General features: G+C 31.8%; 16 protein-coding genes. 15 read left to right on the forward strand and 1 reads right to left on the reverse strand.

Features of this window, described 5'->3' with window-relative positions:
• The first annotated feature begins 275 nt into the window (after window positions 1-275).
• Window positions 276-785 carry an HTH domain-containing protein gene (locus tag KQI86_RS08820; RefSeq protein ID WP_216438904.1) on the forward strand — a complete coding sequence of 170 codons (510 nt, stop codon included), beginning with the start codon at window positions 276-278 and terminating at the stop codon, window positions 783-785.
• Between the two features lie 123 nt (window positions 786-908).
• Window positions 909-1,838 (forward strand): ketopantoate reductase family protein, encoded by a 930-nt coding sequence (locus KQI86_RS08825; RefSeq protein ID WP_216438905.1) that lies wholly within the window; start codon window positions 909-911, stop codon window positions 1,836-1,838.
• Window positions 1,839-1,924: 86 nt separating this feature from the next.
• Here the strand turns inward: KQI86_RS08825 and KQI86_RS08830 are convergent, their stop codons facing one another.
• The gene (locus KQI86_RS08830; RefSeq protein ID WP_216438906.1) at window positions 1,925-2,476 is read right to left on the reverse strand and encodes a helix-turn-helix domain-containing protein; all 552 of its coding nucleotides are present in this window, start codon (window positions 2,474-2,476) and stop codon (window positions 1,925-1,927) included.
• Between the two features lie 176 nt (window positions 2,477-2,652).
• Here KQI86_RS08830 and KQI86_RS08835 point away from each other — a divergent pair, with 176 nt between their 5' ends.
• From KQI86_RS08835 to nadE, 13 genes are all read left to right on the forward strand, one after another.
• Window positions 2,653-3,240 (forward strand): hydrolase, encoded by a 588-nt coding sequence (locus KQI86_RS08835; RefSeq protein ID WP_216438907.1) that lies wholly within the window; start codon window positions 2,653-2,655, stop codon window positions 3,238-3,240.
• 179 nt (window positions 3,241-3,419) lie between these two features.
• Entirely contained in the window at window positions 3,420-4,271 is an 852-nt protein-coding gene (locus tag KQI86_RS08840) for an AraC family transcriptional regulator (RefSeq protein WP_216438908.1), read from the forward strand.
• 227 nt (window positions 4,272-4,498) lie between these two features.
• Complete coding sequence (locus KQI86_RS08845) at window positions 4,499-5,221, forward strand: ABC transporter ATP-binding protein (RefSeq protein ID WP_216438909.1); 723 nt, start codon at window positions 4,499-4,501, stop codon at window positions 5,219-5,221.
• The gene (locus KQI86_RS08850) at window positions 5,218-5,958 is read left to right on the forward strand and encodes an ABC transporter permease (RefSeq protein ID WP_216438910.1); all 741 of its coding nucleotides are present in this window, start codon (window positions 5,218-5,220) and stop codon (window positions 5,956-5,958) included. Before KQI86_RS08845 ends, KQI86_RS08850 begins: the two co-directional genes overlap by 4 nt.
• A 14-nt stretch (window positions 5,959-5,972) precedes the next feature.
• Entirely contained in the window at window positions 5,973-6,827 is an 855-nt protein-coding gene (locus KQI86_RS08855) for a MerR family transcriptional regulator (protein ID WP_216438911.1), read from the forward strand.
• A 130-nt stretch (window positions 6,828-6,957) separates the two neighbouring features.
• Entirely contained in the window at window positions 6,958-8,433 is a 1,476-nt protein-coding gene (locus KQI86_RS08860) for a protein adenylyltransferase SelO (protein WP_216438912.1), read from the forward strand.
• A 451-nt stretch (window positions 8,434-8,884) separates the two neighbouring features.
• Complete coding sequence (locus KQI86_RS08865) at window positions 8,885-9,571, forward strand: early set domain-containing protein (protein ID WP_216438913.1); 687 nt, start codon at window positions 8,885-8,887, stop codon at window positions 9,569-9,571.
• A gap of 87 nt (window positions 9,572-9,658) precedes the next feature.
• Window positions 9,659-10,714: a hypothetical protein gene (locus KQI86_RS08870; RefSeq protein WP_216438914.1), complete on the forward strand. Its 1,056-nt coding sequence runs from the start codon at window positions 9,659-9,661 to the stop codon at window positions 10,712-10,714.
• 213 nt (window positions 10,715-10,927) lie between these two features.
• Window positions 10,928-11,824, forward strand: a complete 897-nt coding sequence (locus tag KQI86_RS08875; RefSeq protein WP_216438915.1) for an NUDIX hydrolase — start codon at window positions 10,928-10,930, stop codon at window positions 11,822-11,824.
• Between the two features lie 18 nt (window positions 11,825-11,842).
• On the forward strand, window positions 11,843-12,640 hold the full coding sequence (locus KQI86_RS08880; RefSeq protein WP_216438916.1) for a ribose-phosphate diphosphokinase: 798 nt from the start codon (window positions 11,843-11,845) through the stop codon (window positions 12,638-12,640).
• Window positions 12,641-12,653: 13 nt separating this feature from the next.
• Window positions 12,654-13,202, forward strand: a complete 549-nt coding sequence (locus KQI86_RS08885; RefSeq protein WP_216438917.1) for a cysteine hydrolase family protein — start codon at window positions 12,654-12,656, stop codon at window positions 13,200-13,202.
• Between the two features lie 2 nt (window positions 13,203-13,204).
• The gene (locus KQI86_RS08890) at window positions 13,205-14,674 is read left to right on the forward strand and encodes a nicotinate phosphoribosyltransferase (RefSeq protein WP_216438918.1); all 1,470 of its coding nucleotides are present in this window, start codon (window positions 13,205-13,207) and stop codon (window positions 14,672-14,674) included.
• 78 nt (window positions 14,675-14,752) lie between these two features.
• Entirely contained in the window at window positions 14,753-15,487 is a 735-nt protein-coding gene (gene nadE / locus KQI86_RS08895) for an NAD(+) synthase (protein ID WP_216438919.1), read from the forward strand.
• Window positions 15,488-15,557: the final 70 nt, after the last annotated feature.

The following is a 15,557-nucleotide window of genomic DNA, read 5'->3' on the forward strand; positions in this document are numbered from 1 at the left end:
ATAAAAACTTATACAGAGATATACGTCTATAATTAAATGGAATTTATTGAAGATAATAGCTATAATATAACTATCATGGGCAAAGTGTGCCTTCATTTTTATAAACTAAAATGTAATGCAAAAGGATTAAGGTGAAACATTATGGATAAAAAATAGGCACTTATCCTGCGTTGCTAGAAACTTTATTAAAACTTTTAGTGAAGGTACAAAAATGTAGTATTCGAAGGAAAATACGAAATAAGAATAAATTATAAATATTGTGAAAGGAGACTATAATGAAACTTGATATAATTAGGTCTAGCGTTTCTACCAACTTAAATCATACTCAAGATGTTATAAGAAAAGATATAGAATGTTTGATTAAAAACTATAAAATTGAACTGAAATCTTTGAGTAAAATGATAGGAGTAGATTATGTTTGGTTGAAAGATTATATGGATGGAAAAAACAATTTATATGACTATGATACAAATATTTCAAAATCTAAGGAGAATAATGGAAAGGTTTTGGACAACCTCAATATTCCAAACTCTGTCCGTTTAATCAATATGATTTCTATGTTATCTCAAGGAGTTTTGATGGTAAATGAAGATGATCGAGTTAAGGGAGCAATAGATGTGCTAATAGGTGAGTTTGAAATTAGTTATGAAACTTTAGCTATATATGCAGGACTTGAGTTAGGAGATTTGCAAAGTTTTATGAATGATACTAATTCCCTTTCTTGTGAGAAAAAATATAAGTTAGCAGTGGCAAGTTTATTTTTACACTATTTATTTAAAAGGTAGCCCAATTGATTTACAATCTTCTTATAGTACGCAGGTCCATGTAGTTTAGGGATATAGACGGAAATATTGTTAACTTTGTAAGTATCTTAAGAAATTAATTCATATTTATGGGGGTGTTAAAAGGTGAAGCCTTCAGATAAAAAAATGCTTATTATCGGTGCGGGTGTTATTGGAAGCATATATGCCGTAAACCTATCAAATGCTGGATATTCTGTCACTATGCTTGCTCGTTCCCGTAGATTAACTGAACTAGAAGAAAAGGGACTTACTTTTTATAATAATAAGACTGGTAGCATAGATAGGGCGCATGTGAAAATTATTAATAAGCTTCATGATGATGACATCTATGACTATGTTTTTGTTACTGTTAGATATGAACAAATTGAGGATGCACTTTTGGGAATAAAGAATAATTGCAGTCGTAATATAGTTACTATGGTCAATAACCCTTTTGGATACGATAGGTGGGAAGAAATAGTAGGAAAAGAAAAAATCGTACCTGCTTTTCCGGGAGCTGGAGGGAAAATTGAAAACGGCGTTTTGTATTATAAGTTAACATCAAGGGCAATTCAACCTACCACATTTGGAGAACTTTCAGGTGAAAAAAGTACAAGGATAACAGAACTTTATAAGATTTTAAAATCAGCTAGATTTCCTGTAAGCATTTGCAATAATATGGACTCGTGGCAGAAATCTCATCTTGCTATGGTGATACCCATGGCTAATGCAATATACTTTGATGGAGGGGACAACTACTCAACGGCTAAAAATGGACAGGCAATGCACAATATGAGTCTGTCTCTAAAAGAAAATTTTAATTTCCTAAAATCTATTGGAATCACTATTACTCCTATAAAGTTGAATATATTTAGAATATGTCCTGCATGGCTTTTAAGTTTTATACTTAAATCTGTATACAAAACTAAATTCGCTGAAACACTTATTAGCAATCATGCTAATAACGCTAAACGTGAGATGGACTTGCTGAGTAATGATTTCGATGAGTTAGCTAAAAGGAACGGTGTTTCTTTAAAGTATTTATACTCAATGTAGTGTTATTTGCAGCTTATCATTTTTGGCCACCTTGGCTTATTATATCAAGAATTCCAGCATTTAAAAAATATCCTGCCTTAAATACTCTAGGCAGGATAAAAATTTGTTATCGTAGCTTTTAAAGTTCCTTTTCCACTGTTAATATATACATGTTGGTCAGATGCAAGGAAGCTTATTGAATCATTAGGATTTAGTTTATAAGTTTCATTGTTTACTTCTAATGTTAATTTCCCTTCCAATACCATGATATATTCCTGGCACTTTTTAGAATGACCTACGGATTTATATGAGTGACCTTCATCAAGTTCAATTTGGAAAAGTTCAAAATTACGATAGGGTGTACTAGTGTAGTAACAATATACTCGATAGTGGCCTTCTTCGGTAAGCTGGACTTCAATATCAGATTTCTTTATAATGTGAGTATCATGTTCCTTTTGCTCAAGTAATGAAGTATAAGAAACTTTTAACCCTTTAGCTATCTTCCATAAAGTGTTTACAGTTGGATTAGTGTCGCCTTTTTCAATTTGAGATAGCATGACTTTACTCACATCAGATAATTCAGCAAGCTGACCTAAACTTAAATTTCGTTCAGTGCGAAGTGTCTTTAAGTTTTCTGCAATAATAAAATTTATATTCATTAAGGTATAACCTCCTATAATTCTATTGACAATTATAATTAACAAAAGTAAAATATATCTAATGTTAAATATATTTAACGTTCGTAAATTATTATAACGCAATCAATTGAATGAAACAAGAAAAATAAAAAATATTTTTATATTATATTTTATAATTTTTAAAGGAGGATATTACTATGATAACAAGAGAAGAGGCATGGAATTTGCTTAATGAATACAACAAGGAGGAATTTCATATTCAACACGCACTAACAGTGGAAGGTACCATGAATTATTTTGCAAAAAAATTAGGATATGGAGATGAAGCAGAATTTTGGTCTTTAGTTGGACTACTTCATGATTTAGATTTTGGAATGTATCCAGAAGAACATTGCGTCAAAACTCAAGAAATTATGAGAGAACGCGGTATTGATGAAAGATTAATAAGGGCAGTGGCTAGCCACGGATATGGACTTTGTTCAGGAGAAATTCCTAAACCAGAACATGAGATGGAAAAAGTATTATTTGCAGTGGATGAACTTACAGGATTGATTGGTGCAGCTGCAAGAATGCGTCCATCTAAGAGTGTTATGGATATGGAAGTTTCAAGTCTTAAGAAAAAGTTCAAGGATAAGAAATTCGCCGCTGGATGTTCCCGTGATGTAATTAAGCAAGGCGCAGAGATGCTTGGCTTGGAGCTAGATAAATTATTTGAAGAAACAATTTTGGCTATGCGTTCTTGTGAAGAAGATGTTAATAAGCAAATGGAAGCCTATAATAATTAGCAAATACATTTATGTTAAAGAAAATTAAATAGAAAAGAATAATACAGTATTTATGTTGCAATTAGTTGGAAAAAATTATAATATTAAATTAAGAGATAAGCCTCTCATATCTGTGCAGGAAATGAGAGGTTTTTATAATAATTATCTACTATACTATTATTTATAAGGGAGATGGCTTAATGGAATGGTTAGAAATACTAAACGAATCGCTTAAATATATTGAAGCAAATCTAGATGGAGAAATTGAATATGAAAAGGCAGCAAAAATTGCCTGCTGTACTGTATATCACTATCAAAGGATGTTTTCATATATAGCAGGAATACCGCTATCAGAATACATAAGAAATAGAAGATTAACAAGAGCTGCCCTTGATTTGCAAAATGGAGATAAGGTAATTGATGTAGCATTGCGCTATGGCTATGATTCTCCAACTGCTTTCAATAGAGCTTTTCAAAAGATACATAATGTATCACCTTCAGTAGCACAAAAAGAAGGGACAATCCTAAAAGCATATCCTCCTATTAGTTTTAAAATAACAATAAAAGGAGTAGGGGAAATGGAATATAGTATAGTTAATAAGGAAGAAATTAGAATAGTGGGAGTAAAAGCACTATTAGAAAAGAATATTGACAAAAATTTTGAAGCTGTACCTAAGCTATGGCAAGAATCATCACAAAATGGAGTGATTAATGACATAGTGTCTCTTATGGATGAAAATTCTAAGGGCATATTAGGGGTTAGCGCTTGTATGGATGCTTTAGATAATTGGGAATATTATATAGCCACAGAAACAAATAAAGAAGTGCCAAAAGGTATGTACGAGTATATAATACCAGCAGGAACTTGGGCAGTTTTCCCTGGAGAGGGAGCTATGCCAACAGCAATTCAAGAAATTGAAAGAAGAATAATTACAGAATGGTTGCCAACCTCAGGGTATGAATATGCAGATGCACCAGATATTGAATTATATTTAAATCCAGACCCAACTAATGCAAAATTTGAAGTTTGGATACCCGTTAGAAAAAAATAATATAAAAAGTAATATAATATGAAAATTTATAGCCTTGTGTAAAGAGCAGAAAAAAGTTTTAATTAAATAAAATATTATTAAATAGTAAGAAATAAGCCGATGATGTTAAAATGTCATTGGCTTATGTTAGTTTAATTATTGTTTTAAAAGTAGTATTGACTCTCACCTTACAGGAGGAAGTATTGTTTAAATGTAATCAATATCTTATGTAAGAAGGGAGTAAAGTAATGAAAAATGTTATTGAAGTAGAACACTTAAAAAAGAGCTATAATAATAAGCTGGCAGTAGACAATCTTTCTTTTAGTGTAAAAGAAGGAGAATTTTTTGGGCTACTTGGTCACAATGGAGCAGGAAAATCAACAACCATTGATTGTATTTTAGGCTTAAAATCCTTTGAGAATGGAAAGGTAAGAATATTAGACATGGATCCAATAAAAAATAGAAAAAAACTATTTGAAAGGGTTGGAGTACAATTACAACAATCTTCCTACCAAGACAGAATAAAAGTATTGGAATTGTGTGAAGAAACTTCGGTGCTTTACAAAGAGGTAGAGGATTACCAAAAGCTATTAAAGGAATTCTCATTAGATAAGGTTAAGAATCAATATGTATCCACTTTATCGGGAGGAGAAAAGCAAAAGCTAGCCATATTATTAGCATTATTGCCAAGACCAGAGGTTATTTTTCTAGATGAATTGACCACAGGGCTAGATACAGCAGCTAGAAGAGGGGTATGGAAACAACTAAGTGAGTTAAAGGAAAAGAGAGTAACCTTACTATTAACTTCACACTATATGGATGAAGTTGAAGTCTTATGTGATAAAATATGTATTATAAAGAATGGAAAAGAAGTTGTTAGCGGAACTGTGCAAGAAGTTATCTCTACTACTCCCTATAGCAGATTAGAAGAAGCTTATTTATGGTATATGGGAGAGGAGGAGATAGTATGAGAAAATTTTTAACCTTAGCGAAGATAGAGGGAAAACTAGCCTTAAGAGGAATTGATGGAGTATTTTTTGGAATATTTATGCCCGTTGGAATTGCAATATTAATAGGTATGATTTCTGGAAATCAACCAGCTTATGCTGGAGCAACTCATAGTTATATTCAAGAAAATATTCCAGCTATTATTACTGTAGGAATATGCGCAACTGCATTTATGGGAATACCACTGGGAATAGCAGATTATAGAGATAAAAAGATATTAAAACATTATTTCGTTAACCCTGTTAGTCCTGCCATAATATTACTTGTACAAGTGGTTCTTAATATGATTACAGCAATTGTATCAAGCTTATCAGTGTTGATTGTAATGAAAATATTCTTTGCATACGAAATGGATGGCAATGTTATTGAATTTATATTTGCATATTTTTTAGTAATGGCATCTATGTATGGCTTTGGAATGTTAATTGCAAGCTTGTGTAGAAGCATAAAACAGGCAAATTTAGTATGTACATTAGTGTATTTTCCAATGTTATTCTTATCTGGTGCCACAATTCCTTTCTCAATACTACCTAAACCACTACAGTATTTTTCAAATATACTTCCTCTAACACAAGGGATTAAGCTATTAAAAGGATATGCCTTAGGAATAGAAATAAATTTACAAGTACCACTTTTAGTAATGATTATTTCAACAGTTATTACAGTAATACTTTCTATTAAATTATTTAAATGGGAGTAAGGGGGACAAAGTTTATGGATGACATATATAAATCTGAGTGCAAGGAAGAAAGAACCTTATATAAGATAGGACTATTTTCACAAATGAATAGGGTAACAATTAAAACTCTCCATCATTATGATGAAATTGGACTTTTAAAGCCTGCTTATATTGATGAATTTACAGGATATAGATATTACTCTTCAGCAGAACTTCCAATACTTCATGAAATACTATCCCTTCGTCAAATGGGATTATCATTAGAAGAAATAGGAAAGGTTCAAAAGGGAGTATCTGTAGAAAACTTATTAATTAAAAAGAAAGCAGATCTTTTAAAGAAGATTGCAGAAGAAACAATGAAGCTATCTCAGGTGGAATATTATTTGCATCATAAAAATGAAGTTGGAGATTATAATGTTATCTTAAAGGAATTGCCAGAGGTTATTGTAGCATCTATGAGAACTATTATCCCTAGCTACAATAAATTACTTGAAATTATTCCTCCAATGGGAAGAGAAATGGAGAGGCTTGGCTGTGTTTGTGCAGTTCCTGAATATTGCTTTAATATTTATCATGATGGAGAGTATAAAGAAACTAATGTAGATGTAGAAATATGTGAGGCAGTTACAGAGAAGAAAGAAGATTCTCATATGATCAAATTTAAAAAGATAGATAAGGTAGAAACTGCAGCCTGCGTATTGCATAAGGGTTCATATGAAAACTTTCCCAAGGCCTATGGAGCAGTAATGCAGTGGATGGAGGAGAACGGTTTTGAATTAATAGACTTCCCAAGAGAGTCTTATATTGATGGAATATGGAATAAAGATTCTGTAGAGGAATGGTTAACTGAAATACAATTTCCAGTGAGAAAGAAAATATATGAAGAATAATAAATTCTTAGGAGTATAAACTAAAAAGGGTTAAGTTATTATAAAAGTTGATATCTAAAAAATTATAACTTCTATGATTTTCGTTTCATGTAAAAAGCTATGCAAAAATAAAATAAGAAAGGGAGATACAATGAAAGAAGGAAAAGTAATAACAGAAACAGAATTGAACTTGGAAAATAGTTATGCTTCCCTTCCAAAAATGTTTTTTTCTAGACAGAGCCCAAGCCATGTTCCCTCACCAAAATTGGCTGTATTGAATTATCCATTAATAGAATCCTTAGGGCTAAATGCCAAGGCACTAGAAAGTGATGATGGAGTAGATATACTTGCAGGGAATAGGATTCCAGAAGGAGCTATTCCTCTTGCTCAGGCATATGCAGGACATCAATTCGGTCATTTCACCATGTTAGGTGATGGGAGAGCTTTGCTCATAGGAGAACACATTACTCCGATAGGTGAACGATTTGATATTCAGCTTAAGGGTTCAGGTAGAACTCCGTATTCACGAGGAGGAGATGGAAAAGCATCACTAGGGCCAATGTTAAGAGAATACATTATAAGTGAAGCAATGAATGCGCTAGATATTCCTACCACCCGTAGTTTAGCTGTGGTTACAACAGGTGAGTCAATAATAAGGGAAAGGAATCTACCTGGTGCAATATTAACTCGTATAGCTTCTAGTCATATACGTGTTGGTACATTTCAATATGTTTCCCAATGGGGCACAGTTGAAGAACTTAAAGCCTTAGCTGATTATACTTTACAAAGACATTTTAAAGAAGGGGAGGATAAAGAAAATCCCTATCTTTCCTTACTTCAAGAAGTAATCAAAAATCAGGCTGAGCTTATTGCAAAGTGGCAACTGGTTGGCTTTATTCATGGGGTAATGAACACTGATAATATGACAATTAGTGGAGAAACAATTGATTACGGTCCTTGTGCCTTCATGGATGTCTATGACCCTGGAACTGTATTTAGTTCCATTGATACTTATGGTAGATATGCTTATGGGAATCAACCTAATATTGCTGCGTGGAATCTTGCAAGATTTGCTGAAACACTGTTGCCATTGTTGCATAGTGATGAGGATGAGGCTCTCAATCTAGCACAGAATGCCATTTCAAATTTTGCTAATTTGTATAAGAATAACTGGCTTTCTGGAATGAGGGCAAAACTTGGGATATTTAACGAAGAGCCTGAGGATGAATACCTAATTGAAGATCTTTTAAGTACGATGCAGAAACATGGTGCAGACTATACCAATACCTTCCGTGCATTAACTTCTGACAATAGGAAGGATACTGCACTGTTTGGTGCAACGGAATTTGATAAGTGGTATGAGCTATGGCAGGAGAGATTAGCAAGACAAGAGGAATCAAAAGGCGCCTCAAAGCAGCTTATGCAAAGCAGTAATCCATCAATAATTCCACGTAACCACAGGGTAGAAGAAGCACTAGAAGCTGCGGTTACAAAAGGAGACTATAGTGTAATGGAGCGACTTGTAAATGCTCTTTCAAAACCCCATGTTTATTCTAAAGAACAGGATTATTACTCTACATTGCCTGAACCATCAACTTGTCCTTATCGAACCTATTGCGGAACTTAATACAAAAGTAAGCTAGTAAAATATATTAAATTTTACTAGCTATTTTTATGCAAAGGCATAAATAACACCTAAGTATGTTAAAAAAATAACTAGTAAATTAGCCTATCTTCAACTAGTTGTTTTTTTATATGCCTAATTTGACAATAGGCTGTCACATTAATTCTGTTAAAGTTTTTCATAACATTAAAAGCACAAATAATACCCTTGAAATATTAAAAACAACTTCTGAAATCAAGTGTTTAGGATGAAAGAACTATTTAAATGAACAAGCAGCAAGAGATGGTAAATTAATAAGAAAAGTATAAAAACACCTATAATAGCAGTACATATAAAAAAATATAAATATATTAATTATAAGTTAAAGTTTGATATAAATTTAACGATATATATAGTAGATAGAATATTTTTAAAAGAACTACATCAAGTTATAACATATAGGAGGTGTTTTATTATGGAAGTAAATTTTCAATATGAAGAAAATAATTATTTCACAATTGAAACTATATCTGTAATAGGAAAATTTAATGATTATGATCATAACAAAGGGGTTATGGTTAAAGAGAATAATAAATGGACATTTAAATGTGATTTGCCAACAGGTGAGCATCCTTATAGATTTCTTATTAATGGGGAATTAAAGCTTAATGATCCAACTGCAAATATATATTTGCCAGATGATAATGAAGAACTTTGGTCTATAATTAAGATTAATGAAAATGGCCAGAGGATGTACAATAATACTCAATATACGACACATATAGAAAATTACAATATAAGTTCTGTAGTAAGTGAGCAAGAAAATATGGTGAATAAAAAAGTTTTTAATGTAGCTTTAGATAAGAAAATAGTAACAAGATTTCAATTCACCAATGTAACAGGATTACATACTGTAACAACAGCGTGGTATACACCTGTAGAAGAGTTATTCCAAGTAACTGAGAATAATTTATTTATGCCACCAAATGATGAAGAACCAATAATGTTGTGGTTTTGGATGGATTTAACAGACAATACTCGTGATTATCCTCTTGGAACTTGGACAATGAGATTTTTTATAGATGGTGAATTTATATTAGAAGATCAATTTAAATTATCTCGAAATTCAGTATATTCATCACAAGGACAAATGAGATATTAGTTTATGAATATAAATTTACAAGATATAAGCACTTAATAGTGATTATATATAATTTAAGAAATAAAAAAGAAAAGGATGTGAAAGGTTATGAAAATAACTAACAATGTTAACCTAAATGCAAATATTATCAACAACAGAAGTGATAGTAATAGCAAAGATAAAAGGGTAGACAATACTAATCTAAGTTCAGATGTACAAGTTACTAACATGAAAGCAGCTAAAGATGAATATAAATCATCAATTGTCAATGCTGTGAAAGACTCTTCAGAGGTTACATCTAAAGAAAAGAAGACAACTAAGAGTTCAATAGGAGGATTTTTTAAATCAGCAGCTAGTAAATTTTCTTTTGTAACTAGTGAGGTTTCAAAATTTGTTAAGACAGCAGTTTCTGTAGGTGAAAGTGTTATTAAAACAGTAAAGTCGGTGTCAAATACTGTTGTTGATACAGCTAAGGTTGTAGCAAAAACTATAAAAGACATGTCAGATTCAGTAACTAAAAAAATAACAAATACTGCATCACAAGTAGCTAGTACCTTTAAGCAAATAACAACTACTGCCGCCGATTTGAAAAAAGCAGCTGAAGATACTAAAAATTCAGCTACATCTCTAATAAATACAATGGTAAAGACAGCTGTCACAGTAAGGAAAGGAGTTGTGGAAGTAGCAGGAAAAATTGGAGTGTCGGTAAATGGAATTAAGAGTGAGTGGAACAATCCAAATAGCGGCATTATAAGCAAAGTAGTTAAAACTGGTGGAATGGTCAAAGTTGGAATAGACTCCATAAAGGAACCAATAAAAGAAATAGGAAATACAGTTTCAACAGGATATAATGAAATTAAAAAGAATTACAAAGACATAAAGAATAATATTGAAAATTCACTGTCTTGTATTCAAGAAGTTAAAAAGGCAGTTGTATCAGTTAGTAAGGATGTAATTGATACAGCAAAAACAGTTATAACTGAAGTTAAAGATGCAAGCAAAATTGTAGTTGATAGCATAAGTAATTCCTCAACTAACATAAAAAACATAGCTAAAAATGGATATAATGAAATCAATGAAACTATACAAAAATCACGTAATGATTATGAAAAAGATAGGAATAATCTAGAAAACAATAGTGGTATGGTACCTGTATTAGCTTAAAGAGTTTTATCTAAGTATAATTAAATAATAATAATGGCAGCGTGTTGAATTTAAAATTTGATGCGCTGCTTTTTATAAAAATATTTCGACCATCGATTTAAATGTGAGAAAATTTAAAATGTTTATTGACATACAGTAAAATAAGTTATATTATAAATACATAACATCAAATTGATATTATCTAATTGAAATTAAGTTGAGGTGGAAATAATTTTGGATAAACATTTTATAGATATAGATAAGGAAAAAGAATTCTTAAAAAGTTATGATGAGAATGATTATAAAAGACCGAGTGTTACAAATGACATCATAATATTGACAACTGATGAAAAGGAAGAAGATAATCTTAGAAAGGTACCAAAAAGAGGAATGCAGGTTATTTTGATTAAAAGAGATGACCATCCCTATATAGATAAATGGGCCCTTCCGGGTGGGTTTGTTGGTATAGAGGAAAGCCTAGAGGTGAGCGCTAGGAAGAAACTTAAGGAGAAGACAGGAATAGATAATGTTTATACAGAGCAGCTCTATACTTTTGGAGATGTTTATAGAGATAAAAGAACAAGGGTTATTAGTGTAGGAAATATTGCTTTGGTGGAAAAGAGCAGCATAAGGTTAAAAGAAGGGGATTTGCAAGAGAAAAGTAGATGGTTTTGGATAAATAAAACCCTTATTAGTTCTGAAAAATATGAAGAGTATATAGAAAATAAACATCTTTTATCTATTAAATCCATTGATGAAAGGATAATAATGAATTATGAAGTAACAGAGAAAATCGGAAGAGATATATTTAGAAATAAGGAAACAGCTTATAGATTATTAGATAACTCTACAGAGGAATTGGCCTTTGATCACTATAAGATATTAGATTACGGAATAGATAGATTAAGAAATAAAGTAGAGTATACGCCAATTGCCTTTAATCTTCTGCCAAGAGTATTTACTGTAAAGGAACTGCAGAATGTCTATGAAGCAATAATGGGGAGAGAAATTTTAAACTTCAGAAGAAAGATGGGAGAAATGATTATAGAAACTGATGAAAAAATAGAGGGTAAACCCTTTAGGCCAGCTAAGGTATTTAAATTTAATGAAAATTGGGAGCATAATTTTTAAAAATGGGGAGATTATAAAATGATTTATTTTAATAGTGAGAGAGTTGAGATTAAGAAATTTCCTAATGGTGAATCTCTGATTCATAGTGAAAATTTAAAGTTAAGAAGTGATGATAATGAGATTAGAGTTTGTTTTGAGAACGATGAAGATATAACTCATTTAATATTTTTAAAAAGCCATTTAGATGAATTAAGAATAAAATGTAATTTAATAATTCCCTATATGCCGTACAGCAGAATGGATAGAACCGAGGGTATAACTATTTTTACATTAAAGCATTTGTGTAAGCTAATTAATAGTTTAAACTTCGAAAGTGTAACCATTTATGAGCCCCATTCGGAGGTATCAACTGCATTATTAGATAGAGTTAAGGTAGTGAATATGTCTAAAATGTTAGCTGAGAGGCTCTTAAAAGAATTGAATAACGGAAAAGAAGAGGTATATTTAGTTTATCCTGATGCAGGTGCAGCAAAGAGATATGGGAAAGAAATAAGCTATGAAAAGATTTTAACTGCAAACAAAGAACGGGACTTTAAAACAGGATTTATTAAAAAACTAGAGATCAATGGGGATATTGAAAATAAAAGCTTTAAGGCAATTATAGTGGATGATTTATGTTCAAAAGGTGGCACTTTTATGCTTACAGCTTCTAAGCTAAAGGAAATGGGGGCAACGGAAATATATCTGGTAGTTACTCATTGTGAAAATACAGTTTTTCAAGGTGAGCTTCTAACCTGTGATTTAATAACAGGGATATATACAACCAATAGTATTTTAAGTAAAGATCATGAAAAAATTAAGGTGTATAAAATTTAAGGGGGTATTTATTATGACAAAACTATTAGTAGTTATTGATTATCAAAAGGACTTTGTAGATGGAACACTAGGATTTGAAAAAGCGGTAACCTTAGAGCAAGGTATATATGATAAGATTAATAAATATTTAAAAAACGGTGACAAGGTATTGTTCACTTACGATACTCATTATGAAGAATATTTACAAACTAGAGAGGGTAAAAGCTTACCTGTGGTACATTGTATCAAATGTACTGAGGGTCATAAACTGTATGGAAAAATAAATGATTTCTTAAACTCAGAGAATACAATGCATTATGAAAAAAAGGGATTTGGGATATCTCCAGAGGATATGATTAAAATAGCCAATGAACTAGGAGAGGACATTAAAGAAATTGAGTTAGTTGGAGTTGTTACTAATATATGCGTAATTAGCAACGTGGTATTGTTTCAGTCCCAATATAGAGAAGCTGACATCATAGTGGACGCAAGCCTTTGTGCTAGTTTTGATGAAACTTTACATGAAAAGTCATTAGATGTAATTGAAGGATTACAGGGAAAGGTAATTAATAGGGTGAACTGATTATGATAAACCCATTGTTATTAACGGATTTTTATAAAACAATTCATCATATGTGCTATGTACCGGGAATCACTAAATTGGTAAGCTATTGGACTCCAAGGATGTCCCGAAAAGATGATATGGATAAAGTTGTTATGTTTGGGCTACAGCCTTTTATAAAGAAGTATTTAATTCAGTACTTTAATGAAAATTTCTTCAAGAAGGATAAGAAGGCTGTGGTTTCTGAGTATAAAAGAATTATATCTAAAACCATGGGAAATATGGCAGCAGATACAAAGCATATTGAAGCTTTGCACCACTTAGGGTATTTGCCAATACAAATTAAAGCTGTAGCAGAAGGCTTGAGAGTAAACATTAAAACCCCAATGATTGAAATTACTAATACCCATGAGGATTTTGCTTGGCTAGTGAATTATTTAGAAACCTTTATGAGTTGTAATATATGGCAGCCAATGACTAGTGCCACTATTGCATATAGGTACAGAGAAATAGTAGAAAAGTATTTTAACCTTACTGTAGAAAAGGGTGATATAAAAAAAGCTTGTGGAGATTTTAGCATGAGAGGTTTTAGCTCTGTGGAAAGTGCGGAGCTTAGTGGTGCAGCACACCTGCTTTCATTTGTAGGAACGGCAACAATACCTGCTATTAGCTATTTAGAGGAATATTATAATTGTAATATAGAAGAGGAAATAGTTGGACTAGGAACACCTTCTACAGAACACAGTGTAATGTGCAGTTACGGAGAGGATGAGCTTGCAGCCTATAAGAGATTGATCACTGAAGTATTCCCAAGTGGAGTTTTGAGTATAGTATCTGACACCTATGATTATTGGAATGTTATAACAGACATACTTCCAAGGTTGAAAGAAGATATTATAAATAGAGATGGAAAAATTGTTATTAGAGGGGATAGTGGAGATCCGGTAAAAATAATTTGTGGAGATAAGAACGCACCAAAAGATAGTGAGGAATACAAGGGAACTGTTGAGTTACTATGGGATATATTCGGTGGAGAAATCAATTCAAAGGGATATAAAGTTCTAAATAGTAGAATAGGGACAATTTATGGAGACAGCATAACTGTAGAAAGGTGTAAACAAATCTGTAGAGGCTTAGAGGAAAAGGGTTTTGCAGTAAATAACTGTGTGTTTGGTATAGGCTCATACACCTACCAATACAATACTAGAGATACTTTTGGATTTGCTCTAAAGGCTACTCATGCAGTGATAGATGGTGAAGAAAAGTTTATATTCAAAGCTCCTAAAACGGATAAAGATAACTTTAAAAAGTCACAAAAAGGAATGTGTTATGTGTATAGGGAAGGGCAAGATATTTTATATAAGGATGAATTAACTTTAAAAGAGCAAGCAGAATGTAAGGATAATCTGCTAGAAATTGTATTTAAGGATGGTAAATTGATAAAAGATTATTCATTATGTGAAATAAGAAATAGATTACACGGAAGGTTTTAATAATATTCTAATAAGATTTTAGATAATATCATCATAATATGAGAAATTATCTTTAGATTTTCAGTGGAGGGGTAAAAAGTGAGGAAAGATTTTAATGCAGAAAAGGAATGTAAAAATATTATAAATTGGATTAGGGAATATTTTAAAGCTCAACCTAATGCTAAGGGAGCTATTATTGGAATTAGCGGTGGAAAGGATAGCTCCGTAGCATCTAAGTTATTAGTTGAAGCTTTAGGAAAAGAAAGAGTATTTGGTGTGTTAATGCCCAATGGTGAGCAGAAGGATATAGCTGACAGCTTAAGGGTTGTAGATATTCTTGGAATTAATTATAAAATAGTTAATATAGAAAAAGCCTATAATGGATTATTGGAAGCTATTCAAGAAAATAATTTATCTATTGATGCTAAAGTTAATATTCCTCCGAGACTTAGAATGACTACTTTGTATGCAATTGCAGCTAACATGTACTATAGGGTATGTGGTACTGGAAATAAGTCAGAGGGCTTTGTAGGATATACAACAAAATGGGGTGATAATGCCTATGACTTTAATCCTATAGGAAATCTAACTACTGAAGAGGTGGTAGCAATAGGAGATGTTTTAGGGTTACCTTATGAGTTGGTTCATAAAACTCCAAATGATGGGTTGAGCGGAAAATCTGATGAGGAAAAGTTAGGCTTCACCTATCAACAAGTTAATGAGTATATAGAAAATGGAAGCTGTGGAGATAAAGAAATAGATGAGAAAATTAAGTTGAAGCATGAGTATAATAAACACAAGAGGAATTTGCCACCAAAGTATGAGCGAGTATAAGCAAATAAAAGCCAATAGATTAAAAGTAAAAGATTTATTTATAAAGAAGTAATTATTTGTGGATAGGACG

This window comes from Clostridium mobile (genome assembly GCF_018918285.1).
Classification (GTDB): domain Bacteria; phylum Bacillota; class Clostridia; order Clostridiales; family Clostridiaceae; genus Clostridium_AW; species Clostridium_AW mobile.